The following is a 24,641-nucleotide window of genomic DNA, read 5'->3' as shown; positions in this document are numbered from 1 at the left end:
TCTGTCGGGGGCTCGGCTCGCCTACTCCGTCGGGACGGGGTTCCGCACCGGCTCAGGGGGCGTGCCGGTCACGGGCACCGAGACCCTCGTCGTCGGAGTCCGTCCACAGCGTGCTGTCGTACGGCGTGTCGGGGATGGTGACGAGATCGGGCCGCCGGGTCGAGGCAGCGGTGGAGGCCGTCTCGCGCAGCAGTGCCACGCTCTCGCGCAGATGGTCGACGTCGGCGCGGACGCGGCGTATGTCGAGCCCACCACCGCCGATCTGTTGCTCCAGCCGACCCACCGACCGGCAGAGCTCGTCGAGGCAGCGCTGGACGGATGTCAGTTCGTCGTGCACGGACATGACGTGACCTCGCTTCCACGGGTCCTGGGGACCAGGGTGGCAACGCGCGTGCGCCTGCGAGTGTCGCGCGTCACACCGGCCGGTGTGAAGGGACGTGCAGCGATTGGCACCGGCGTGTCGCCGTGTACGAGTGCAAATTCGAATCGCCGGCCCGTCGGGGGCCGGAAGGGGCAGGGCGTATCGGGGAAGGCGCGGGGCCCGGGCCCGCGGATCCGGCCTCCGGGTGTGTGTGAGCCAGTCGGGTGACCTTCCCGGCTCACGTCGTCGTGTCGCCGCACGGCCCTCAACTCCGTCCTCTTCAGTGGGTCCATAACATCTGATCAGATCCAAATACCCCAAACCGGATCATAACCCCGCTCATCGGGCGAGCGGCTCCCGGAGGTGGACGTGATGTCCCACGACGTCGTCGGACTGCGCGCGGTGCTGCGCTCGGCCGCATTCCTCACCGCGGGGGCCCTCGCGGTGTCCGTGCTCGCCGGGTGCAGCTCGGACGAGGAGAAGAGCAAGCCGGTCGCCGCGCAGGACATCGCCCCGGCCTCCCGCTCGCTCGTCTCGGACGGTGGCGTGCTGCGCTGGGCCGTCGACTCGGTACCCGCCACGCTCAACGCCTTCCAGGCGGACGCCGGCCCCGCGACCGCCCGTGTCGCCGGGGCCGTGCTGCCCTCGATGTTCCGCCTCGACGCGAGCGGCCGCCCCGAGCGCAACCCGGATTTCCTCGAGTCCGCCAAGGTGGTGTCCACCGAGCCCAAGCAGGTGGTGGTCTACCGCCTCAAGCAGCAGGCCGTCTGGAGCGACGGCCGGGAGATCGGTGCCGACGACTTCGCCGCCCAGTGGCGTGCCCTCTCGGGGAAGGACAGCGCGTACTGGACGGCCCGCAACGCGGGTTACGACCGGATCGAGAAGGTCGAGCGGGGCGCGAACAACCTCGAGGTCAAGGTCACCTTCAGCAAGGCCTACGCCGACTGGAAGTCCCTGTTCTCGCCGCTGTACCCGAAGGACGTCATGGGTACCCCGAGCGGCTTCAACGACGGGGCGAGGAGGACGCTGAAGGTCACCGCCGGCCCGTTCGCCCTTCAGAAGATCGACCAGAAGGCGGGCGAGATCACCCTCAGCCGCAATCCGCGGTGGTGGGGCAACCCCGCCAAGCTGTCCGGGATGGTCCTCGTGGCCGTCCCGCGCGACAAGCGGGCCGACGCGGTCGCCGCCGGGAAGGTCGACATCGCCGACGTCGACCCGGAGGAGGCCGGCCGGATCAAGGCCGCGGGCAGCTCCGCACAGGGCTCTGCCGCGGACGACCAGCGCTATGTGGTCCGCAAGTCCCTGGAACCCGCCTACACCCAGCTGGCCCTGAACGGATCCCGGGGGCCGCTCTCCGACGAGCGCGTGCGGCGGGCCGTGGCCCGCGCCATCGACCGCACCGAGCTGGCCGGACTGGTCCTCAAGCCGCTCGGGCTGCCCGCCGTGCCGGTCGGCAGCCACCTCGCCCTCTCGGGGCAGGACGCGTACGCCGACAACAGCGGAGCCCTGGGCGGCCACGACACCAAGCAGGCGAAGGCGCTGCTGAGCGAGGCGGGCTGGGTGTCCGGCGGGCCCGTCAAGGAGAAGAAGGCGGCCGGAACCGAGGCCAAGAAGCCGCAGACCTCGGCCGAGCCCACGAAGGCGGCCCCCTCGGCGGAGCCCACGAAGGCGACCGGCTCGGCGGAGCCCGGCAAGACCGCCGGGGCGAGCCAGAACAAGAACGCGGACCGTTCGGCCGGGACCGCCGCGGACGACGGCAAGGGGTACCCGGGCAAGGACCCCGGGGACCACCCGAAGAAGCAGGGCGGAATGCCGGGGGCGTACGCGCCCGAGGGCACCGCCGCGCCGGCCGGCGGCGCGATCAAGACGTTCGCCAAGGACGGCAAGGCCCTGGAGCTGCGGTTCGTGCTGCCGTCCGGGGCGGGCTCCCAGAGCCTGCGGACGGTCGGCGACCGTATCGCGAGCATGCTGGAGAAGGTCGGCATCCGTGTGACGATCACCAAGGTCCCGGACGACAGCTACTTCAAGGACCACATCGCGTCCGGGGACTACGACCTGGCGCTGTACTCATGGCCCGCGTCCGCGTTCCCCGCGACCGACGCCCGGCCGATCTACGCCAAGCCGGTACCCGCGGCCGACGGCTCGCTCACCATCGAGCAGAACTACACACGGGTGGGCACCGACCAGGTGGACCAGCTCTTCGACGAGGCGATGGTCACGCTGGACGAGTCGGACGAGCGGAACCTGGTGCGCAAGGCGGACGCCCGCATCTGGGCCGCCGCCGGGTCGATCCCCCTCTACCAGCGCCCCCAGCTCATGGCGACCCGCGCGAACCTGGCCAACGCCGGTGCGTTCGGCTTCCAGACCCCGATCTACGAGGACATGGGCTTCCTGAAGAAGGGGGCGAAGCCTTCGGCGAGCCCCTCGTCGTGACCGTGGGGGCGGGTCGGTGCAGCGTGCCTGGTCGCAGGGCCTGACCTGTACCCGGCAAGCCCGGACGGCGGCCTCCCTTTACCATGGGACAAGGCCGAGGCGCTGTTCAGCCCGGCAGGCCGGCGCTAACGATCGCGCAGGCCGTCCTCACACCCGGGAGTACGCCACATCATGGCCACGCGCCACGACATCCGCAACGTCGCCATCGTCGCCCACGTAGACCACGGCAAGACGACCATCGTCGACGGCATGCTGAAGCAGGCCGGTGCCTTCGCCGCTCACCAGCTCGAGCAGGTCGACGACCGCGTCATGGACTCGAACGACCTGGAGCGTGAGAAGGGCATCACGATCCTCGCCAAGAACACGGCGGTGAATTACCACCCCAAGGACGGCGGGGACCCGATCACGATCAACATCATCGACACCCCCGGCCACGCCGACTTCGGCGGCGAGGTCGAGCGCGGTCTGTCGATGGTGGACGGTGTCGTCCTGCTCGTGGACGCCTCCGAGGGCCCGCTGCCGCAGACCCGCTTCGTGCTGCGCAAGGCGCTCCAGGCCCGGCTGCCCGTCATCCTGTGCATCAACAAGACGGACCGCCCCGACGCCCGTATCGACGAGGTCGTCAACGAGACGTACGACCTGTTCCTGGACGTGGACGCGGACGAGGACCAGATCGAGTTCCCGATCGTCTACGCCTGCGGCCGTGACGGCATCGCGTCCCTGACCAAGCCGGAGAACGGCACGGTCCCGGCCGACAGCGACAGCCTGGAGCCGTTCTTCTCCACGATCCTCGAGCACATCCCCGCCCCGACGTACGAGGAGGACGCGCCGCTCCAGGCCCACGTCACCAACCTCGACGCCGACAACTTCCTCGGCCGTATCGCGCTGCTCCGCGTGGAGCAGGGCGAGCTGCGCAAGGGCCAGACCGTCGCGTGGATCAAGCGCGACGGTTCGGTCAGCAACGTCCGCATCAGCGAGCTGATGATGACCGAGGCCCTCACCCGCAAGCCCGCGGAGAAGGCCGGCCCCGGTGACATCTGCGCCGTCGCCGGTATCCCCGACATCATGATCGGCGAGACCCTCGCCGACCCGGAGAACCCCGTCGCGCTGCCGCTGATCACGGTCGACGAGCCCGCGATCTCGATGGTCATCGGTACCAACACCTCGCCGCTCGTCGGCCGGGGCGGCACCGGCAAGGGCGCCAACGTCAAGGCCGCGGTCAAGGACCGCAAGGTCACCGCGCGCCAGGTCAAGGACCGTCTCGACCGCGAGCTGATCGGTAACGTCTCGCTGCGGGTCCTGGACACCGAGCGTCCGGACGCCTGGGAGGTGCAGGGCCGTGGTGAGCTGGCGCTCGCCATCCTGGTGGAGACCATGCGCCGCGAGGGCTACGAGCTGACCGTCGGCAAGCCGCAGGTCGTCACCAAGGACGTCGACGGCAAGGTCCACGAGCCCGTCGAGCGTCTGACGATCGACGTGCCCGAGGAGCACATGGGCGCGGTCACGCAGCTCATGGGCGTCCGCAAGGGCCGTATGGACAACATGTCCAACCACGGCTCCGGCTGGGTGCGCATGGAGTTCGTCGTGCCCTCGCGCGGTCTGATCGGCTTCCGTACGGAGTTCCTGACCGGCACGCGCGGCACGGGTATCGCCCACTCCATCCACGAGGGCCACGAGCCCTGGTTCGGCCCCCTCCAGACCCGTAACAACGGCTCGCTGGTCGCCGACCGCTCCGGCAGCGTCACCGCCTTCGCGATGACCAACCTCCAGGAGCGCGGCACGCTCTTCATCGAGCCCGGCACCGAGGTGTACGAGGGCATGATCGTCGGCGAGAACTCCCGCTCCGACGACATGGACGTCAACATCACCAAGGAGAAGAAACTCACCAACATCCGGTCGGCCACGTCGGACATCGCCGAGTCGATCGTGCCGCCGCGCAAGCTGTCGCTGGAGCAGTCCCTGGAGTTCTGCCGCGACGACGAGTGCGTCGAGGTGACTCCGGAGTCCGTCCGCATCCGCAAGGTCGTCCTCGACCAGCGTGACCGCGCCCGGGCCGCCAGCCGCGCCAAGCACGGCTGACGAGTTCCCTGAACGGCCGGGTCCCGGGCGGGGCCCGGCCGTCGCTTTGCGGGAAGGGATAGGGAAAACCCTTCATTCCGGTGAGGCACCTGTGTGAAGCGCCGGATGCGTCTACTCTGCTTGGCGATATGCGCCCGGTCGGCGCCGCGTGGGCGGCCGGAGTGACGAACTCGGCACGGGTGCGTCCAGCGGAACGGGACGGCGTGTGCACTCTGCGTGCCGGGGCCAGGGCAGCCTTGGGAGCCCTCCCGGACACCCATTCTAAAAGCAACCGAATTATGGGTCCCCACTGTCCGGAATACGGACACCTCACACCGGTAGATGTGTAACAAGTCCGTTTCGCATGGATCTTTCGGGTAACGCTTTGTCCGGATTTTGGAAGAAGTACACGCCAGGTGTGATCGAACCGAGACCTTAGGAATGTGGTTCGGCCACGATTTCTGCCAGATAGTTAGGCGCGTAGAGCTCGGATCAACGGGTCATGCGCTGCTGGCGGCGCCGACTCACGAGCGCGGGGCACTTGACTATCCACAGCGCCGATGGCGGTGGCGTGTCATATGCCTCTCCATGTGGTGAACCATTGGACTCATGAGGAGGAACCCATGCGCGGTGCGAAGAGCGCCAAATGGGTCGCGATAGCCGCGGTTGTGGCGCTGGGCGTGACCGCCTGTGGTGGTGGCGGCGGAGACAAGGGCAGCGACAGCAAGGCCGCGATCGACCCGAACGGCAAGTTCTCGGTCGAGGTGGGCGAGCCGCAGAACCCTCTGCAGCCGGCCAACACGATGGAGTCCAACGGCAGCATCGTCATCAAGTCGCTCTTCGCGGGTCTCGTCGACTACGACGAGAGCGGCAAGATCGTCTACGTCAACGCGGACTCGATCGACTCCAAGGACAACAAGACCTTCACGGTCAAGCTGAAGTCGGGCTGGAAGTTCCACGACGGCACCCCGGTGACCGCCGACTCCTACGTCAAGGCGTGGAACTGGGCGGCCAACCCGGCGAACAAGCAGACCAACAGCTTCTGGTTCTCCGACATCCAGGGCTACGACGACGTCGCCCCGGCCAAGGGCTCGCCGAAGGCCGACAAGATGTCCGGCCTGAAGGTCGTCGACGACAGCACCTTCACGATCACGCTGTCGAAGCCGATCCCGTACTTCGTCTACAAGCTCGGCTACGAGGTCTTCGACCCGCTGCCGGAGTCCTTCTACAAGGACCCGAAGGCCGCGGGTGAGCACCCGATCGGCAACGGCCCCTACAAGTTCGTCAGCTGGCAGCACAAGAAGCAGATCGAAGTTGCCAAGTTCGCCGACTACAAGGGCCCGAACGCCGCGAAGAACGGCGGTGTGCTCTTCAAGAACTACACCAGCCTCGAGACGGCGTACGAGGACCTGAAGTCCGGCAACGTCGACGTCCTGCGCCAGATCGCGCCGAAGGACCTGCCCGTCTACAAGACGGACCTCGGCGACCGCGCGGTGGACAAGGCGTACTCGGCGATCCAGACGATCGCCGTCGCCTTCTACACCAAGCAGTGGAAGGACATCGACCCGAAGGTCCTCCAGGGCCTGTCGATGGCGATCGACCGCGACACCATCACGAAGACCGTGCTCCAGGGCACCCGTGAGCCCGCCACCGGCTGGGTCGCCAAGGGCGTCCTCGGTTACCAGCCGAACGCGGCCGGCGATGTCACCACGTACAACCCCGCCAAGGCCAAGGAACTCATCAAGGCCGGCGGCGGCGTCCCGGGCAACGCCATCTCCATCCAGTACAACGCCGACGGCGGCCACAAGGAGTGGGTGGAGGCGGTCTGCAACTCCATCACCAAGGCCACCGGCGTCAAGTGCACCGGCGACTCCAAGGCCGACTTCCAGGCCGACCTGAACGCGCGTGACGCGCACCAGGTCAAGTCGCTGTACCGCTCGGGCTGGGTGCTGGACTACCCGTTCAACTCCAACTTCATCCGCGACCTGTTCGGCACCAAGTCGGACGGCAACCAGGGTGGCTTCTCCAACAAGAAGATCGACGACGAGATCGCCGCTGCTGACAGCGCGAGCTCGCTGGACGAGTCGGAGAAGAAGTACCAGGCGATCGAGAAGCAGCTGCCCGACTACATGCCGAGCATTCCGCTCTGGTACTACAAGGTCAACGCGGGCTACTCGGACAAGGTCACCGGCGTCGCGTACGCCCAGGACGGCGACCCGATCCTGACCGGCGTTCAGGTCAAGAAGTAACCGCAATCGACCGTTTGTCCCGGGGCGCGGTGGCACCGCGCCCCGGGGGGACGGCAGTGGCTGGGGGGCCCTTTCCGCGCGCATCGTTCAACGGTGCGCGGGGAAAGGGCCCGACGGCTGCCGCCGTGACTGACATGGAGGCACGATGGGGCGCTACGTCGCACGACGACTGCTCCAGATGATCCCGGTGTTCATCGGGACAACCTTGCTGATCTTCCTCATGGTCTACGCGCTGCCCGGTGACCCCGTACGAGGGCTGTTCGGTGACAAGGGCGGCAGCCCGCAGGTGATTGCGCAACTGAGGCATCAGTACGGTCTGGACCAGCCGATCCTGGTCCAGTACTGGCACTACATGAAGAACATGATCCTGCACGGCGACTTCGGCACGCAGATCGCCAGTGGCAGGCCCGTCACGGACGTGCTCGGTGACGCGTTCCCCGTCACGCTGCGGCTCGGTGGGCTGGCGTTCGTGATCGAGTTCGTCCTGGGCATCGCCCTGGGCATCACGGCCGGCCTGCGTGCCGGCCGCGTCACGGACAACGCGATCCTGCTGGTCACCCTGCTGCTGATCTCGGTGCCGGTGTTCGTCCTCGGCTACATCCTCAAGGTCGTCTTCGCGTTCAACCTGAACTGGTTGCCACCGAACGTCAATGACTCGACGAACATCAATGAGTTGTTGATGCCGGCCATTGTGCTGGCGACCGCGTCACTGGCGTATGTGACCCGGCTCACCCGTACGTCGATCGCCGAGAACCTCCGCGCCGACTACATCCGCACGGCCATCGCCAAGGGTCTGCCGAAGCGCCGTGTGGTGGGTGTCCACCTCATGCGCAACTCGCTGATCCCGGTGATCACCTACCTGGGTACCGACATCGGTGCGCTGATGGGCGGTGCCGTCGTCACCGAGGGGCTGTTCAACATCCAGGGTGTGGGTGGCACGATCGCCCAGTCGATCGTGCGCCGCGAAGGCACCACGCTCGTCGGCCTGGTGACCATCCTCGTCATCGTGTACCTCCTCGCCAACCTGCTCGTCGACCTGCTCTACGCGGTCCTTGACCCGAGGATTCGCTATGCCTGACGTGACCAAGACCGACATCAAGAACGCTGTGGCGTCCGGTCCCCAGGCGGCGCTGCAACTGCCCGAGCCCAAGTCGGAGAAGACCCGCAGCCTGTGGGGCGACGCCTGGCGGGACCTGCGCCGCAGCTGGATCTTCATCGTCTCGTCGGTGCTGATCGTCATACTCCTGCTGATCACCTTCTTCCCGGGGTGGTTCACCGGAGTCGACCCGACCTCGGGCGACCTGGCCAAGCACTTCCTGCAGAAGCCCCGGCTCGGCAACATCGGCTCGCCGGACTGGCTGGGCTACGACCAGCAGGGCCGCAGCGTCTTCGCCCGTGTCATCTACGGCACCCGTGCCTCCATCGCCGTCGGCTTCGGCACCACCATCGCGGTGACGGTCGTGGGCGGCCTGGTCGGCATGATCGCCGGTTACTTCGGCGGCATCGTCGACTCGGTCCTGTCGCGACTGACCGACGTGTTCTTCGGCATCCCGTTCCTGCTCGGCACCATGGTCGTGCTCAACTCCTTCCAGGACCGCACGACCTGGGTCGTCATCGGCGCGCTCAGCTTCTTCGGCTGGACGCAGATCGCCCGTGTGATGCGCGGTGCGGTGATCACCACCAAGCAGGCCGACTATGTGCACGCCGCCCAGGCCCTGGGCGCGAGCACCCCGCGCATCATGTTCCGGCACATCCTGCCGAACACGCTGGCTCCGGTGATCGTCGTCGCCACCATCTCGCTCGGCATCTACATCTCCGCCGAGGCGACCCTGTCGTACCTGGGCCTCGGCCTGAACGGCGTCTCGTGGGGCAACGACATCTCGGACGGCGGCAACCAGATCCGCGTGGCGCAGTGGATCATGCTCTATCCGTCGATCATGCTCATCATCACTGTGCTGGCGTTCATCATGCTCGGTGAGGCGGTCCGCAACGCCCTCGACCCGAAGATGCGCTGAGGGAGGCGTACGTGACCACCATCGAAGAAGTCGTTCCCGTTCCCTCGCCGCGTGACGGCGGGACGGACGGCACCCCACTGCTCGAGGTGCGTGACCTGCACGTCGAGTTCCACACCCGTGAGGGCGTGGTCAAGGCCGTCAACGGCGTCAACTACAGCGTGAACGCCGGTGAGACGCTCGCGGTGCTCGGTGAGTCGGGCTCCGGCAAGTCCGTCACCGCCCAGGCGATCATGGGCATCCTCGACATGCCGCCGGCGAAGATCCCCCAGGGGGAGATCCGCTTCCGCGGCCAGGACATGCTGACCATGTCCGGTGAGGACCGCCGCAAGATCCGCGGACAGCGGATCGCCATGATCTTCCAGGACGCGCTCAGCTCCCTGAACCCGGTGCTGAGCGTCGGGTACCAGCTCGGCGAGATGTTCCGGGTCCACCAAGGCCTGTCCAAGAAGGAAGCCAAGGCCAAGGCGATCGAGCTGATGGACCGGGTGAAGATCCCGGCCGCGGCCGCCCGCGTGAACGACTACCCCCACCAGTTCTCGGGCGGTATGCGTCAGCGCATCATGATCGCGATGGCTCTGGCCCTGGAGCCGGAGCTGATCATCGCCGACGAGCCCACCACTGCTCTCGACGTGACGGTCCAGGCGCAGGTCATGGATCTGCTCGCGGAACTCCAGCGCGAGTACAACATGGGCCTGATCCTCATCACCCACGACCTCGGCGTCGTCGCCGACGTCGCCGACAAGATCGCGGTGATGTACGCGGGCCGCATCGTGGAGCGTGCCCCGGTCCACGAGCTGTACAAGCGTCCCGCGCACCCGTACACGCGGGGTCTGCTGGACTCGATCCCGCGCCTGGACCAGAAGGGCCAGGAGCTGTACGCGATCAAGGGTCTGCCGCCCAACCTGCTGCGCGTCCCGAGCGGCTGCGCCTTCAACCCGCGCTGCCCCAAGGCGCAGGACGTGTGCCGTACCCAGGTCCCGGACCTGCTGCCGGTCACCGAGCAGGACGGCACCGAGCTGGTCGGCCGCGCCTCGGCATGCCACTTCTGGAAGGAGACGATCCATGGCTGAGCTCAGCAAGACCGACGAGCCGCAGGACGCCACGCCGAACGTCTCCGAGGTGGACGTCGTCGACGCGCGCACCGAGGAGGAAGCGGTCCACGCGATCGAGGCCCCCGTCGAGCGCGGCGAGCCGATCCTGCAGGTGCGCAACCTGAAGAAGCACTTCCCGCTCACCCAGGGAATCCTGTTCAAGCGGCAGATCGGTGCCGTCAAGGCGGTCGACGGCGTGTCCTTCGACCTGCACCAGGGCGAGACCCTCGGCATCGTGGGCGAGTCGGGCTGCGGCAAGTCCACGGTGGCCAAGCTCCTGATGAACCTGGAGCGGGCCACCGCGGGCGAGATCTTCTACAAGGGCCAGGACATCACCAAGCTGTCCGGGCGCGCCCTGAAGGCCGTGCGCCGGAACATCCAGATGGTGTTCCAGGACCCGTACACCTCGCTCAACCCCCGTATGACGGTGGGCGACATCATCGGCGAGCCCTTCGACATCCACCCCGAGGTGGCGCCGAAGGGTGACCGGCGGCGCAAGGTCCAGGAACTCCTGGACGTCGTCGGCCTCAACCCTGAGTACATCAACCGCTACCCGCACCAGTTCTCCGGCGGTCAGCGCCAGCGCATCGGCATCGCCCGCGGCCTCGCGCTCAACCCGGAGATCATCATCTGCGACGAGCCGGTCTCCGCACTGGACGTGTCCGTCCAGGCTCAGGTCATCAACCTGATGGAGCGACTGCAGGACGAGTTCAACCTCTCCTACATCTTCATCGCGCACGACCTGTCGATCGTCCGGCACATCTCGGACCGGGTGGGCGTGATGTACCTCGGCAAGATCGCCGAGATCGGTTCGGACGAGCAGATCTACGAGCACCCGACGCACCCCTACACGCAGGCGCTGCTCTCGGCGGTGCCCGTGCCGGACCCGGAGGCCCGTGAGGACCGCGAGCGGATCATCCTCACCGGTGACGTGCCGTCGCCGGCCAACCCGCCGTCCGGCTGCAGCTTCCGCACCCGTTGCTGGAAGGCGCAGGACAGGTGTGCCTCGGAGGCTCCGCTCCTGGCGATTCCCGAGCGTTTCAAGGGCGCGGACTCGCCGGCGGCCCACGAGTCGGCCTGTCACTTCGCCGAGGAGAAGGACGTCGTCCACGCCGCCTGACCCCTGGTCGACCCCGGTTCCCGGCACACCTCTTCCGAGGTGTGCCGGGAACCGGCGTTTCGGGGCCAGTACGGCATCGCCGGGCCCCGGTGAATCGGTGCCGGGGCGGGGTCTACGCGGTCACGCCCGCCCGTGCCCAGTGGCAGGCGACCTGGGCCCCCGCCGCGCCGTCCAGCACCTCCAGGTCCCTGGTGCGGCATGCCTCCGCGACGCCCGCCGCCTCCGCCTCTCCGCCCGCCAGAATCTGGCAGCGGGCGTGGAAGCGGCAGCCGCCCGGGATGCGGGTCGGGTCCGGGGGCTCGCCGCTGAGGACCACCGGGGCGCCCGGAGCCTCCGGCAGCACCGACAGCAGCGCCTGGGTGTACGGGTGACGCGGGGCCGTGAGCACCTGCTCCACGTCACCCGTCTCCACGATGCGGCCCAGGTACATGACCGCGACCCGGTCGGCGATGTTCCAGGCGAGACCCAGGTCGTGGGTCACCACCAGTGCGGACAGGCCCAGCTCGGCCCGCAGCCGCAGCAGCAGCGCGAGGATCTCGCCACGCACCGAGGCGTCCAGCGAGGCCACCGGCTCGTCGGCCACGATGAGTTCGGGCTCGAGGACCATCGCGCCCGCGATGACGACCCGCTGACGCTGGCCGCCGGAGAGCTCGTGCGGATAGCGCAGGAAGAACCGCTCGGGCGGCCGCAGCCCGGCCCGGCTCAGTGCCTCGGTGACGGCGGCCCGCTCGTCACCTCCGTGACCGTGGATGCGCAGACCCTCGGCCACCGCGTCATAGACCGTGTGCCGGGGGTTCAGCGAACCGCTCGGGTCCTGGAGCACCAGCTGGACCCGTTTCCGGTACGCCTTCAGGGCACGGGAGGAGTAGTCGAGCGGCGTTCCGTCGAACGTGACGCGTCCCGCGGTCGGGGGGACCAGACCGAGCAGGGAACGGGCCAGCGTCGTCTTGCCGCACCCCGACTCGCCGACCAGCGCCACGATCTCGCCGGGCCGGATCTGCAGGTCCACGCCGTCCACCGCCCGGGCGGGCGGCATGCCGTGCCGGCCGGGAAAGGTGACGTGCAGGCCCTCGACACTGATCAGTGGGGCGGTCGTCATGAGGTGCTGCTCCTCACGTCTGCTTCCTCCTCGGTCACCGCGCTGACCGGCGCCACGTGTACGCAGGCCGCCCGCCGCCGCTCTCCCGCCTCCCGCAGGGACTGGTCCTCAGTGGCGCAGACGTCCAGCACGACCGGACAGCGGGGATGGAAGGCGCATCCGGACGACAGGGCCGCGGGGTCCGGCGGATCGCCGGGCAGTCCGCGGGGCGCGAACCGCGACGCCGGGTCGCCGATCCTCGGGAACGCCTCCGACAGCGCCCTGCCGTAGGGGTGGCGGGCGTCGTCGTAGACCTGCCGCGCGGGCCCCTCCTCGACCACCCGTCCCGCATACATCACGGCCAGGCGGTCACAGGTGTCGGCGAGTACCGCGAGATCGTGGCTGATCATGATCAGACCCAGGTCCTGATCGCTGACCAGACGCTCGATCAGACGCAGGATCTGGGCCTGGATCATCACGTCCAGCGCGGTGGTCGGCTCGTCGGCGACGATCAGGCGCGGGTCGCAGGCCAGCGCCATGGCGATCATCACGCGCTGCCGCTGACCGCCGGAGAGCTCGTGCGGGTAGGCGTTCGCACGGGCTGCGGGCAGGCCCACGTGCTCCAGGAGCTCGCCGGTCTTCCTTCTCGCGCCCGCCGGAGTCGCCTTGCGGTGCAGCAGGATGGGCTCGGCGATCTGGTCGCCGATGCGATGGACGGCGTTCAGGGAGTGCATCGCGCCCTGGAACACGATGGAGGCGCTGGCCCAGCGCACCGCGCGCACCCGGCCCCACTTCATCGTGAGCACGTCCTCGCCGTCGAGCAGGATCTCGCCGCCGATCCGCGTCCCGGGCGGCAGCAGCCGCAACAGTGCCAGCGCCAGCGTGGACTTGCCGCACCCCGACTCGCCCGCGACACCGAGCTTCTCGCCGGCGGCGAGGGAGAGGTCGACGCCCCGTACGGCGGCCGCGCCGCCCGGGTAGGTCACCTCGAGGTTCCTGACATCGAGCAGACTCAACGGGACACCCCCAGCCTGGGGTTGAGGACGGACTCGACCGCCCGCCCGCACAGTGTGAACGCCAGGGCGACGATCGCGATGGCGATGCCCGGCGGCACGAGGTACCACCAGTCGCCCGAGCTGACCGCCCCCGCCTCCCTCGCGTCCTGCAGCAGCCCGCCCCAGGAGACGATCGAGGGGTCACCGAGCCCGAGGAACGCGAGCGTCGCCTCGGCGAGAATCGCGGTCGAGATGATCAGCGTCGTCTGGGCGAGTACCAGCGGCATGACGTTGGGCACCACATGGCGCGACATGATGTGCCAGTGGCCGCCGCCCAGCGCCTTCGCGCGCTCGATGTACGGCCGTGACTCGACCGCCAGTGTCTGCGCCCGCACCAGTCGCGCGGTCGTGGGCCAGGTCGTGACCCCGATCGCCAGGATGATCGTGCCGAGCGAGCGGGACATCACGGTGGCGAGCGCGATGGCGAGCACCAGCGTCGGCATCACCAGGAACCAGTCCGTGATCCGCATGATCACGGTGGCGTACCAGCCGCGGAAGTGCCCCGCGGTGACACCGATGAGCGCCCCGATGGCCACCGACAGCACGGCCGCGAGCAGCCCGACGAGCAGCGAGACGCGCGACCCCCAGACGACCAGACCGAGCAGGTTGCGCCCGAACTGGTCGGTGCCGAGCGGGAATTGGAGGCTGGGGCTCTCCAGCGGCTTCCCGGGGGCGTCCGTCACGCTCTGCACGTCGGAGCCGACCGTCAGCGGCGCGGTCAGGGCGACCAACGCGAACAGCACCAGTGCGGCGAGCCCGAACAGGCCCGCGCGATGCGTGCGGTACTCCCGCCAGAAGCGGGCGGCAGCGGCGCGGCGCCGCTGCCGGGCGAGGGCGCGGGGAGCGGCGGTCGTGGCGGATTCGGCGGTCATCGGCCCACCCTGGGGTCGAGCAGCGGATAGAGCAGGTCGGCGAGGGTGTTCATCACGATCACCGCCGCCGCGAAGACGAAGAACAGGCCCTGCACGAGCGGCAGATCGGGCACGCTCAGCGCCTGGTAGAACAGCCCGCCGAGACCCGGCCAGGAGAAGACGGTCTCCACCAGGATGACGCCTGCGACGGTTCGGCCCAGATTGACGAAGACCAGCGTCACGGTCGGCAGCAGCGCGTTCGGGACGGCGTGCCGGCGTCGTACGAGATCGTCCCTGAGGCCCTTGGCGCGCGCGGTCGTCAGATAGTCGCTGCCCATTTCGTCGAGCAGCGCCGACCGGGTGACGAGCAGCGTCTGCCCGTACTCCACCGCCACCAGGGTGACGACCGGCAGGACGAGGTGGTGTGCCACGTCCAGGACGTAGGCGAAGCCCTCCTTGCCGCCCGATTCCATGCCGCCGGTCGGGAACAGCCCCGGGACGGGGCCCACCCCGACGGACAGCACGATGATCAGGAGCAGTCCCAGCCAGAAGGACGGGATGGAGTAGAGGGTCAGGGCCAGACCGGTGTTGAGACGATCGCCCAGTTTTCCGTGCCGCCAGGCCGAGCGGGTGCCGAGGTAGATGCCGAGTGCGGTGTACAGGACGAAGGCCGTGCCGGTGAGCAGCAGGGTGTTGGGCAGGGCTTCGGTGATCTTGTCGAGGACGGGCGCCCGGAACTGGTACGAGGTCCCGAGGTCGCCGGTCAGCGCCTTGCCGCAGTAGTCCGTGAACTGCTGCCACAGCGGCAGGTCGAGCCCGAACTCCCGCCGATAGGCGGCGATCTGCTGGGCCGAGACCGGGCGCCCTCCGGTCATGAACTTCACCGGGTCGCCGGGGATCAGCCGGAAGAGGAAGAAGCTGGTGACGAGGACGGCGAGCAGGGAGACGGCGGCGCCCGTCAGCTTGCCCGCCACATAGCGCAGATACGCGGTGGTGGTACGCGCGCGTGGCCCGCGGCCCGCCGCGGACCCGGTGCCTCCCGGGTCTGCGGCGGGCCCCTCGACCAGCGCGGGTGTCGCTTCAGCGGTCATGAGCACTCACTCGGTCGGTGGCCGGCCGGACTATTCGCGGTCTTCGGCGGTGGCCCGGCGGCGCATCGCAAAGACCACCGCGAGGCCGACGAGGACGACGACGCCCGCGACGATTCCGATGATGACGCCCGTGGACGTGGAATCGCCCGAAGAGTCACCGGAGTTCGCCGGAACGGCTGACCACCAGCTCCAGTAGCCGTCCTGGCCGTAGATGTTGCCCGCCGCGGACGGCATGGTCGTGATCGACTTGATCTGGTCCGTCCGATAGGCCTCGACCGCGTTCGGGTAGGCCATGACGTTCATGTACCCCAGGTCGTACAGCCGCGACTCCAGCTGCTTCACGAGGTCCGCCCGTCTGGCCGGGTCGTACTCCGCGAGCTGCCGGGCGTAGAGGTCGTCGTACTTCTTGTCGCAGATGAAGTTGTCGGTGGCGCCGGTGTCCTTGGGAGTGGCCGGGAGCGCACCGCAGGTGTGGATGGAGAGCACGAAGTCGGGGTCGGGATTGACCGACCAGCCGTCGAACGCGAGGTCGTAGGTGCCCGCGAGCCAGGGATCGGTCACGTTGTCCAGGCAGTTGAGCGTGACCCCGATGCCGAGCTTCCCCCACCATTCCTGGAGGTACTTGCCGACCGCCTTGTCGTTGGGATCGGTGGCATGGCACAGGACGCGGTAGTTCAGCGGCTTGCCGTTCTTGCCGACACGCTTGCCGTCGGCGTTCTTCTTGTAGCCCGCCTGATCGAGGAGCCGGCCCGCCGCGGCGGGATCGTAGGCGAGCTCCTGGCCGGCCGCCGGCTGCCAGAAGTACGTCGAGAAGCGCGGCGGGATGTAGCCCTTGCCCTCGACGGCATGGCCCTGGAAGACCTTGTCGATGACGGCCTTGCGGTCGACCGCCATGAACAGCGCGTGGCGTACCCGCTCGTCCAGCAGGGACGGGTCGCCGTCACCGAATTTGCTGCCGTCCTTCGCCTGTGCGCCCGGATTGGTGGCGATGGCGTAGAAGCGGCGCCCCGGACCCTCGTTGACGTGGATGTTCTTGTCGCCCTTGAGGGAGGCCGCCTGGGCGGGCGTCAACGAGGGCGAACCGGCGACGAAGGAGACCTCGCCCTTGCGCAGGGCGGCCACCGCCGCGTCCTGGTCCTTGTAGTACCGGAAGACGAGCTCGTCGAACTTCGGCGCCCCGCGCCAGAAGCTCTTGTTGGGCTTCAGACGCACATAGCTGTCGGGCTTGTAGTCGGTGAGCACGAACGGCCCGTCGCCGACGATGGGAAAGCTCTTGTCGTTGTTGAACTTCGAGAAGTCCTTGACGCTCTCCCAGACGTGCTTGGGCACGATCGGCACGTCGAGCGCGGTCATCGTGGCCTGAGGCTTCTTCAGCTCGATGACCAGCTTGGTGGCGCTGGGCGCCGTCACCTTCTCGAAGTTGGTGACGAAGCTGCCGTTGGCGGTGGCGGCGCCCTCGTCGGACATCATCTTGTTGAACGTCCAGGCCGCGTCCTCGGCGGTGACCTGCTTCCCGTCCGACCACTTGGAGTTGGACCGGATGGTGTACGTCCAGGTCAGCTTGTCCGGCGACGACTCCCACTTGGTGGCCAGACCGGGGATGACGTGGGCGTCCTTGGGGTCGTAGTTGGTCAGGTACTCGTACGTCAGCCGGTGGATGCTCGTACTGACCAGACGGCTCGCGAGGAACGGGCTGAGTGAGTCGACGCTCTGGGCGACCGCCACGGTCAGGACCGTCTTGTCCTTCGCCACAGCCTGTTGGGGGGCGGGGGCGAGCGATGTCGCGACGGCGGCCGAGAGTGTCAGGGCGGCGGCCAGGAACCGATATGTGCGGGGTGATCTGCCCGGGCGTCGGCGCCCAGAGACGTGCTCGTTGTGCGTGCTCATGGTCGTGACCTCGCGTCATGTGGTGCACGGGTACAGCTCGTCGGACTGGTCCGATCGGGTCGGATCGGGGGGTGGAGGCGGCAGGGTGAAGCCGTGTCTATCAGTGGCGGTCTGCGCGCGTCAACGGCACGTGAATACCGCGTGGCCTGCGGAAACGCCGTGTTGACGGCCCGGCTGGAGCCATTGGTTTATACCTGTGACGCCCCCCTGGTGGGAGCCTGGCGAAACGATCGTGCAGACCGCCCGGCGCAGGTGCCGGGGACGGGGGACGTGCGGACCGGCCGAGCCGCGGACCGGGCGGCGCGGGGGAGTCCGGCGGAGCGCTACCGACCGCCGGACCGTGCGACGGTGATGATCTCGGGGCTCGTCGGAGTGAGGGGACTCCGCTCCCAGTCCCCGTACTGCTCGAGCACGGTGAGCCCCGCCCCGCTCAGGAACCGCGACAGAGTGCCCTGTTCGAGGAAGCGCAGCGTGCCCCGGCTGATCCGCGGGCGTTCCCACGCGGTGCCGTCGAAGGTCGAGGTGTACGTGACCCGGTCTCCGCGCACCGGCGTCTCCACGTCGTGCCGGACGCTCACGACACCCCTGTCGCCGAACTCCGCCTCGTGGACGTGGTCCGAGGTCCACGACTCCCAGGCGCGGGCCCCCGGGTTGCGGGTCTCGAAGACGAACCGCCCGTCGGGGGCGAGGGCTTCGCGCACCCCGTCGAGGCAGCTCTCCAACTCCCCGTCGGGGACGAGCTCCTGAAAGGCGTGTCCGGTCATCACCACCAGATCGAAGGCGTTGTGCCACCGATGCGAGCGGAAGTCGCCGAGCACCCATTCGACGCCGGGTACCCGTCGGCGTGCCTGGACGAGCATCGCGGCGGCGGGATCGAGTCCGCACAGCCGCCCGTCGTGCCCGTCCTCCCGGGCCCGCGCCAGCAGCACGCCGGTCCCGCACCCGACGTCCAGAACACACCGCGCGGACATCACAAGTCCCAGGTAGAAGTCATGACTTGGGCCCCACGGGTTGAGGGCGTCGTACAGTCCGGCGAGGGCGGCATCGGAGAACGCGCGGTCGGCCATTCTGACAGCTTCTCAGCTACGGGCCGGGTTCGGGCGGACTGTACGCGATCTTTATCGATCGTGAGCAATTACGTGGTCCTCGTGTCCACCGGGCGCAAACATGCTTCCGGATCCGCGTCACCGGGCCCGGCGGACGGGGGCGTTTCGGACCAGCACCGCGCCACTGCCGAGCGCCGTACGCAGCTCGGAGCCCGCATCGCTCTGGGGCGTCGGGCGGTGGTCCCGGCCGGCCCCCGGACGCGCCTGCCGGTCGGCCGTCGGTTCGCCACCGATGTGCCGCGCCGGCCGGGGCGGCACGGGGGGCCACCACCGGTCGGGCCGGCGTGCGGTGACACCGGCGGTTCGGGCACGCCCAGGTGCCCATCGGGGCGTGCCTGCCATCCGGATGACGTCCGGTCCTCAGGGGTGGCGTGCGGGAGTGATATGTCGGCCGAATGCTGATATGGACCGATGACGGGCAGCGCTATGGCGCTGGAGGTACGGCCCACTTCGAGGAGGCACCCCATGCGTGGAGCCAGGCACGCACTGTGGGCGGCGTGTGCGGCCGCGGCGGTCCTCCCGGCGGCCGGCTGCGGCGGTGGCGGGAGCGGCGCCGGTGGTCCCGGGGTGTTCAGCGCCTCCTGGGGTGATCCGCAGAACCCGCTGGAGCCCGCCAACACCAACGAGGTCCAGGGCGGCAAGGTCCTCGACATGCTCTTCCGCGGGCTGATGCGCTACAACCCGAGGACCGGTGCGGCCGAGAACATGCTCGCGCAGCGCATCGAGACCTCGGACTCGCAGAATTTCACCGTCACGGTCAAGGACGGCTGGACATTCAGCAACGGGGAGCCCGTCACGGCCAGGTCCTTCGTCGATGCCTGGAACTACGGCGCCGATCTGAGGAACAACCAGAAGAACGCCTACTTCTTCGGATACATCGAGGGATACGCCAAGGTGCACCCGGAGACCGGCACCCCGACGGCCCACACCCTCTCCGGGCTCAAGGTGACCGGCCCCCGAACCTTCACGGTCAGACTCAACCAGAAGTTCTCGACATTCCCGGACACTCTGGGCTATGCGGCTTTCGCCCCGCTGCCCAGGGCGTTCTTCGACGACCACACGGCCTGGGTGAAGAGACCGGTCGGCAACGGCCCGTATCTGATCAAGTCCTACACCAGGGGCTTCATGATGTCGCTCAGGAAGTGGAACAGGTACCCGGGCCAGGACAAGGCGCAGAACAACGGGGTGGACCTACAGGTCTACACCGACAGCAACACCGCCTACACGGATCTGCTGGCCGGGAACCTGGACCTCGTCGACGACGTGCCCGCCCCGCAGCTGAAGTTCATCAGGACCGATCTGGACGGCCGGTACATCAACGCCCCGGCCGGCATCATCCAGACCCTCGCCTTCCCGTACTACGACCCCCGGTGGAACAAGCCCGGGACGGCGAAGGTCCGTACGGGCCTGTCCATGGCGATCAACCGGGACCAGATCACGGACACGATCTTCCAGAAGACCCGTACGCCGGCCACCGACTGGACCTCCCCGGTGCTCGGCACGGAAGGCGGCTTCCAGGACGGTCTGTGCGGTGACGCCTGCCGGTACGACCCGGTCCGGGCCAGGAAGCTGGTCCGGGAGGGCGGCGGGCTGCCCGGCGGCCAGGTCAGGATCACCTACAACGCGGACAGCGGCTCGCACAAGGAGTGGGTGGACGCCGTGTGCAACTCCATCAACAACGCCCTCGGCAACGACAGGGCCTGCGTCGGCAACCCGGTCGGCACCTTCGCCGACTTCCGCAACCAGATCGGCCGGCACAGGATGCCGGGGCCGTTCCGGGCGGGCTGGCAGATGGACTACCCGCTGATCCAGAACTTCCTGCAGCCGCTCTACTACACCAACGCCTCCTCCAACGACGGCGCGTGGTCGAACAAGGACTTCGACAAGCTCGTCGACCGGGCGAACGCGGAGAGCGACCGGGCCGCGGCCGTGAAGCTGTTCCAGCAGGCCGAGGGGGTCGTACGGGACAACATGGCCGCCATTCCGCTCTGGTACCAGAACGGCAGCGCGGGCTATTCGCCGCGCCTGTCCCATGTGGCGCTCAACCCGTTCAGCGTGCCCGTCTACAACGAGATCAAGGTCGGCTGAGCCACCCGCTGTCCGCTACCTCCGGAGGCCCCCATGGGACGGTACGTCGTCCGGCGTCTGCTGCAGATGATTCCGGTCTTCGTCGGCGCCACACTGCTGATCTTCCTGATGGTGAACGTGATGGGAGACCCCATCGCGGGCCTGTGCGGTGAGCGTCGGTGCGACCCGGCCACAGCGGCCCAGCTGCGCCACGAGTTCGGCCTCGACAGGCCCGTGTGGCAGCAATACGCGACCTACATGGGGAACGTCTTCACCGGTGACTTCGGCACGGCCTTCAACGGTCAGCGGGTCACCGAGCTCATGGCGACCGCCTTCCCCGTCACCATCAGGCTCACCGTCGTGGCGATCCTCTTCGAGATCGTCGTCGGGATCGTGCTCGGGGTGGTCACCGGGCTGCGCCGCGGGCGGCCCGTCGACACGACGGTGCTGCTGCTGACCCTCGTCGTGATCTCGGTGCCGACGTTCGTCACCGGTCTGCTGCTCCAGTTGCTGCTGGGCGTCACATGGGGCTGGATCCGGCCCTCCGTCTCGCCGCAGGCCGCCTTCGGCGAGCTGATCGTGCCCGGTCTGGTGCTGGCGTCCGTCTCCCTCGCCTACGTCACCCGGCTGACCCGGACCTCCATCGCCGAGAACAAGCGCTCCGACTACGTCCGTACGGCCGTCGCCAAGGGGCTGCCGCGTCATCGGGTGATCACCCGGCATCTGCTGCGCAACTCGCTCATCCCCGTCGTCACCTTCATCGGAACGGACATCGGCGCCCTCATGGGCGGCGCCATCGTCACCGAGCGGATCTTCAACATCCACGGGGTGGGCTACCAGCTCTACCAGGGGATCCTCCGGCAGAACACACAGACGGTGGTCGGCTTCGTGACCGTCCTCGTGCTCGTCTTCCTGATCGCCAACCTGCTCGTCGACCTCCTGTACGCCGTACTCGACCCGAGGATCCGCTATGCCTGAACAGTCCCACGAGCCCGAGGGAGCCATCGCCGGGACCGGTATGGGCGGCGGGATGGACCTCGCCACGAGTGAGGCGGCCACCCTCGAGAAGACACCGGGAGGCCCTCAGGGCACGGGCCCGGCGGCCAAGCCGCGCAGTCTGTGGTCCGACGCCTGGCGGGACCTGCGCCGCAATCCGGTCTTCGTCGTCTCCGCCCTGGTGATCCTCTTTCTCCTCGTCATCTCGGTCCGGCCGTCCCTGATCACCTCGGGCAACCCGCTCCAGTGCGAACTCGCCCGGTCCCAGGAGGGCGCCCGGGCCGGGCACCCGTTCGGCTTCGACGGCCAGGGGTGCGACGTCTACACCCGCACCGTGTACGGTGCCCGCGCCTCGGTCACCGTCGGGGTCTGCGCCACGCTCGGCGTGGCGCTGCTGGGCTCGGTCCTGGGCGGGCTCGCCGGTTTCTTCGGCGGCGCATGGGATGCGATCCTGTCCCGGACCACCGACGTCTTCTTCGCCATCCCGGTCGTCCTCGGCGGTCTGGTCCTCCTCTCCGTGGTGACCAGCAACACGGTCTGGCCGGTCGTCGGGTTCATGGTGCTGCTCGGCTGGCCGCAGATCTCCCGCATCGCCCGCGGGTCGGTCATCACCGTCAAGCAGAACGACTACGTCCAGGCGGCGCGCGCCCTCGGCGCCTCCAACTCCCGCATCCTTCTGCGCCACATCGCGCCCAACGCGGTCGCGCCCGTGATCGTCGTGGCGACCATCGCGCTCGGCACCTACATCGCGCTCGAGGCGACCTTGTCGTACCTGGGCGTCGGGCTGAAACCGCCGAGCGTGTCGTGGGGGATCGACATCTCCGCCGCATCGCCCTACATCCGCAACGCCCCCCACGCGCTGCTGTGGCCGTCCGGCGCCCTCGCCGTCACCGTGCTCGCGTTCATCATGCTCGGCGACGCCGTGCGCGACGCCCTCGACCCCAAGCTGAGGTGAGCGCCGTGCTGCTCGAAGTGCGCGATCTGCACGTGGAGTTCCGGACCAGGGACGGGATCGCCAAAGCGGTCAACGGCGTCAGCTACGCCGTGGACGCCGGCGAGACCCTGGCCGTGCTCGGCGAGTCCGGCTCCGGGAAGTCCGTCACCGCACAGGCCGTCATGGGCATCCTCGACTCGCCGCCGGGCCGGATCACCGGCGGCGAAGTCCTCTTCCAGGGGCGGGATCTGCTCACCCTGAGGGAAGACGAGCGGCGCAGGATCCGCGGCGCCCGGATGGCCATGATCTTCCAGGACGCGCTGTCCGCCCTCAACCCCGTGCTCACCGTGGGCGCCCAGCTCGGCGAGATGTTCGTCGTGCACCGGGGGATGTCCGCGAAGGACGCCCGCGCCAGGGCCGTGGAGCTGATGGACCGGGTGCGGATCCCGGCCGCCGCGCAGCGCGTGCGCGACTATCCCCACCAGTTCTCCGGCGGCATGCGCCAGCGCATCATGATCGCCATGGCGCTGGCGCTCGAGCCCGCGCTGATCATCGCGGACGAGCCCACCACCGCCCTGGACGTCACCGTCCAGGCCCAGGTCATGGATCTGCTCGCCGAGTTGCAGCGTGAGTACCGCATGGGGCTGATCCTCATCACCCACGACCTCGGTGTCGTCGCGGACGTCGCGGACCGGATCGCCGTCATGTACGCGGGCCGGATCGTGGAGTCGGCTCCCGTGCACGACATCTACAAGGCACCGGCGCACCCCTACACCCGGGGACTGCTCGACTCCATCCCGCGGCTCGACCAGAAGGGCAGACAGCTCTACGCGATCAAGGGCCTGCCGCCGAACCTGATGGCCATCCCGCCCGGCTGCGCCTTCAATCCCCGCTGCCCCATGGCCCAGGACGTGTGCCGCACCGATGTGCCGCCGCTCTACGAGGTGGCCGGCGACCACGGGGGCGAGCGGGTGAGCGCCTGCCACTTCTGGAGGGAGTGCCTGCGTGACCGGTCCTGAGCCGATCCTCGAGGTGAGCGGGCTGCTGAAGCACTACCCGCTCACCCGCGGAATCCTGTTCAAGAAACAGGTGGGTGCCGTCAAGGCGGTCGACGGGGTCGACTTCACCCTGGGCCGGGGGGAGACCCTGGGCATCGTCGGCGAGTCCGGCTGCGGGAAGTCGACGCTGGCCAGGTTGCTGGTCAACCTGGAGGCGCCGACCGCCGGTTCGATCCGTTACCGGGGCGAGGACATCACCAGGCTGTCCGGGCGGGCCCTGAAGGCCGTGCGGCGCAACATCCAGATGGTCTTCCAGGACCCTTACACCTCCCTCAACCCCCGGATGACCGTGGGGGACATCATCGGGGAGCCGTACGAGATCCATCCCGAGGCGGCGCCCAAGGGGGACCGTCGGCGGCGGGTGCGGGAACTGCTCGACGTGGTGGGGCTCAATCCCGAGTACATCAACCGCTACCCGCACCAGTTCTCCGGCGGCCAGCGCCAGCGCATCGGCATCGCGCGGGGGCTGGCGCTGCGTCCGGAGATCATCGTCGCCGACGAGCCGGTCTCCGCGCTGGACGTGTCCGTGCAGGCGCAGGTGATCAACCTGCTGGCGACGCTCCAGGCCGAGTTCGGGCTGTCGTACGTCTTCATCGCGCACGACCTGTCGATCGTGCGGCACATCTCCGACCGGGTCGGGGTGATGTACCTCGGGCGGATCGTGGAGACCGGCAGGGACGCGGAGATCTACGACCACCCGACGCACCCCTACACACAGGCCCTGCTGTCCGCCGTCCCGGTGCCCGACCCCCGGGCGCGCGAGCACCGGGAGCGGATCATCCTGAGCGGTGACGTGCCGTCCCCGACGGACATCCCCTCCGGCTGCCGCTTCCGCACCCGCTGCTGGAAGGCCCGGGAGCGCTGCACGCTGGAGGTACCGCCGCTCGCGGTCCCCGAGGAGTTCCGGCTGACGAGGGGACCGGCCGCACACGACTCGGCGTGCCACTTCGCGGAGGAGAAGCGGGTGGTGCCCCCCGAGGGACCGGCGGCGTCCGGCGACGAGCCGCACACTGAGCCCGCATAGGCGGGCAAATGCGTACAAAGGTCGTTAACAAGCAGGCAACTTCGCCGACGCCGTTCCGATATACGGACGCAGGACAGTGAACGTCGTACGGCCGTGCGGGTGCCGTCAACGGGCCGGGGTGTACATGTCACCCCGGCCCGTTCTGCCGCGGCCGGTCCCTGTGCGCC

Annotated in this window: 19 protein-coding genes; 12 read left to right on the top strand and 7 right to left on the bottom strand. The window is 68.7% G+C overall.

The genetic code is table 11. The features are described from left to right. Positions 1 to 52 precede the first annotated feature (52 nt). Positions 53 to 343 (bottom strand): hypothetical protein, encoded by a 291-nt coding sequence (locus tag RCR19_RS13755; RefSeq protein WP_331265415.1) that lies wholly within the window; start codon positions 341 to 343, stop codon positions 53 to 55. A 390-nt stretch (positions 344 to 733) separates the two neighbouring features. Between RCR19_RS13755 and RCR19_RS13750 the strand changes: the two genes are divergently transcribed. From RCR19_RS13750 to RCR19_RS13720, 7 genes are all read left to right on the top strand, one after another. Next, complete coding sequence (locus RCR19_RS13750) at positions 734 to 2,794, top strand: ABC transporter family substrate-binding protein (protein WP_331265414.1); 2,061 nt, start codon at positions 734 to 736, stop codon at positions 2,792 to 2,794. Between the two features lie 171 nt (positions 2,795 to 2,965). Beyond that, a complete protein-coding gene (gene typA, locus RCR19_RS13745) occupies positions 2,966 to 4,873 on the top strand; it encodes a translational GTPase TypA (RefSeq protein WP_331265413.1) in 1,908 nt (635 codons plus the stop codon). 602 nt (positions 4,874 to 5,475) lie between these two features. Beyond that, positions 5,476 to 7,101: an ABC transporter substrate-binding protein gene (locus tag RCR19_RS13740; RefSeq protein WP_331265412.1), complete on the top strand. Its 1,626-nt coding sequence runs from the start codon at positions 5,476 to 5,478 to the stop codon at positions 7,099 to 7,101. A gap of 145 nt (positions 7,102 to 7,246) precedes the next feature. Continuing rightward, positions 7,247 to 8,179: an ABC transporter permease gene (locus RCR19_RS13735; protein WP_331265411.1), complete on the top strand. Its 933-nt coding sequence runs from the start codon at positions 7,247 to 7,249 to the stop codon at positions 8,177 to 8,179. Then, positions 8,172 to 9,116, top strand: coding sequence for an ABC transporter permease (locus RCR19_RS13730; protein WP_331265410.1), 945 nt, complete (start codon positions 8,172 to 8,174; stop codon positions 9,114 to 9,116). Before RCR19_RS13735 ends, RCR19_RS13730 begins: the two co-directional genes overlap by 8 nt. 11 nt (positions 9,117 to 9,127) lie before the next feature. Then, a complete protein-coding gene (locus tag RCR19_RS13725) occupies positions 9,128 to 10,186 on the top strand; it encodes an ABC transporter ATP-binding protein (protein WP_331265409.1) in 1,059 nt (352 codons plus the stop codon). Then, on the top strand, positions 10,179 to 11,327 hold the full coding sequence (locus RCR19_RS13720) for a dipeptide ABC transporter ATP-binding protein (protein ID WP_331265408.1): 1,149 nt from the start codon (positions 10,179 to 10,181) through the stop codon (positions 11,325 to 11,327). The genes RCR19_RS13725 and RCR19_RS13720 overlap by 8 nt, the downstream gene beginning before the upstream one ends. Positions 11,328 to 11,439: 112 nt before the next feature. Here the strand turns inward: RCR19_RS13720 and RCR19_RS13715 are convergent, their stop codons facing one another. The 6 genes from RCR19_RS13715 to RCR19_RS13690 form a co-directional block, all read right to left on the bottom strand. Next, complete coding sequence (locus RCR19_RS13715) at positions 11,440 to 12,426, bottom strand: ABC transporter ATP-binding protein (protein WP_331265407.1); 987 nt, start codon at positions 12,424 to 12,426, stop codon at positions 11,440 to 11,442. Beyond that, positions 12,423 to 13,421: an ABC transporter ATP-binding protein gene (locus RCR19_RS13710; protein WP_331265406.1), complete on the bottom strand. Its 999-nt coding sequence runs from the start codon at positions 13,419 to 13,421 to the stop codon at positions 12,423 to 12,425. The genes RCR19_RS13715 and RCR19_RS13710 overlap by 4 nt, the downstream gene beginning before the upstream one ends. Next, entirely contained in the window at positions 13,418 to 14,332 is a 915-nt protein-coding gene (locus RCR19_RS13705; protein WP_331265405.1) for an ABC transporter permease, read from the bottom strand. The genes RCR19_RS13710 and RCR19_RS13705 overlap by 4 nt, the downstream gene beginning before the upstream one ends. Continuing rightward, entirely contained in the window at positions 14,329 to 15,402 is a 1,074-nt protein-coding gene (locus RCR19_RS13700; RefSeq protein ID WP_331265404.1) for an ABC transporter permease, read from the bottom strand. Before RCR19_RS13700 ends, RCR19_RS13705 begins: the two co-directional genes overlap by 4 nt. A 30-nt stretch (positions 15,403 to 15,432) precedes the next feature. Then, entirely contained in the window at positions 15,433 to 17,289 is a 1,857-nt protein-coding gene (locus RCR19_RS13695) for an ABC transporter substrate-binding protein (RefSeq protein ID WP_331265403.1), read from the bottom strand. 323 nt (positions 17,290 to 17,612) lie between these two features. Beyond that, positions 17,613 to 18,356 (bottom strand): class I SAM-dependent methyltransferase, encoded by a 744-nt coding sequence (locus RCR19_RS13690; RefSeq protein ID WP_331265402.1) that lies wholly within the window; start codon positions 18,354 to 18,356, stop codon positions 17,613 to 17,615. 504 nt (positions 18,357 to 18,860) lie between these two features. Between RCR19_RS13690 and RCR19_RS13685 the strand changes: the two genes are divergently transcribed. The 5 genes from RCR19_RS13685 to RCR19_RS13665 are packed head-to-tail and all read left to right on the top strand — an operon-like array spanning position 18,861 to position 24,474. Continuing rightward, complete coding sequence (locus tag RCR19_RS13685) at positions 18,861 to 20,483, top strand: ABC transporter substrate-binding protein (RefSeq protein WP_331265401.1); 1,623 nt, start codon at positions 18,861 to 18,863, stop codon at positions 20,481 to 20,483. Positions 20,484 to 20,516: 33 nt separating this feature from the next. Next, positions 20,517 to 21,440 carry an ABC transporter permease gene (locus tag RCR19_RS13680; protein ID WP_059128384.1) on the top strand — a complete coding sequence of 308 codons (924 nt, stop codon included), beginning with the start codon at positions 20,517 to 20,519 and terminating at the stop codon, positions 21,438 to 21,440. Then, a complete protein-coding gene (locus RCR19_RS13675) occupies positions 21,433 to 22,413 on the top strand; it encodes an ABC transporter permease (protein WP_331265400.1) in 981 nt (326 codons plus the stop codon). Before RCR19_RS13680 ends, RCR19_RS13675 begins: the two co-directional genes overlap by 8 nt. Before the next feature lie 5 nt (positions 22,414 to 22,418). After that, a complete protein-coding gene (locus tag RCR19_RS13670; protein WP_331265399.1) occupies positions 22,419 to 23,411 on the top strand; it encodes an ABC transporter ATP-binding protein in 993 nt (330 codons plus the stop codon). Beyond that, positions 23,398 to 24,474 (top strand): dipeptide ABC transporter ATP-binding protein, encoded by a 1,077-nt coding sequence (locus RCR19_RS13665; RefSeq protein WP_331265398.1) that lies wholly within the window; start codon positions 23,398 to 23,400, stop codon positions 24,472 to 24,474. Before RCR19_RS13670 ends, RCR19_RS13665 begins: the two co-directional genes overlap by 14 nt. The last annotated feature ends 167 nt before the right edge of the window (positions 24,475 to 24,641 follow it).

The organism is Streptomyces sp. WAC07094 (genome assembly GCF_036320405.1).
GTDB classification, from domain to species: domain Bacteria; phylum Actinomycetota; class Actinomycetes; order Streptomycetales; family Streptomycetaceae; genus Streptomyces; species Streptomyces lannensis.
Note: the sequence above shows the minus strand (reverse complement) of the source record. Positions and strands in the feature narration are given on the sequence as shown.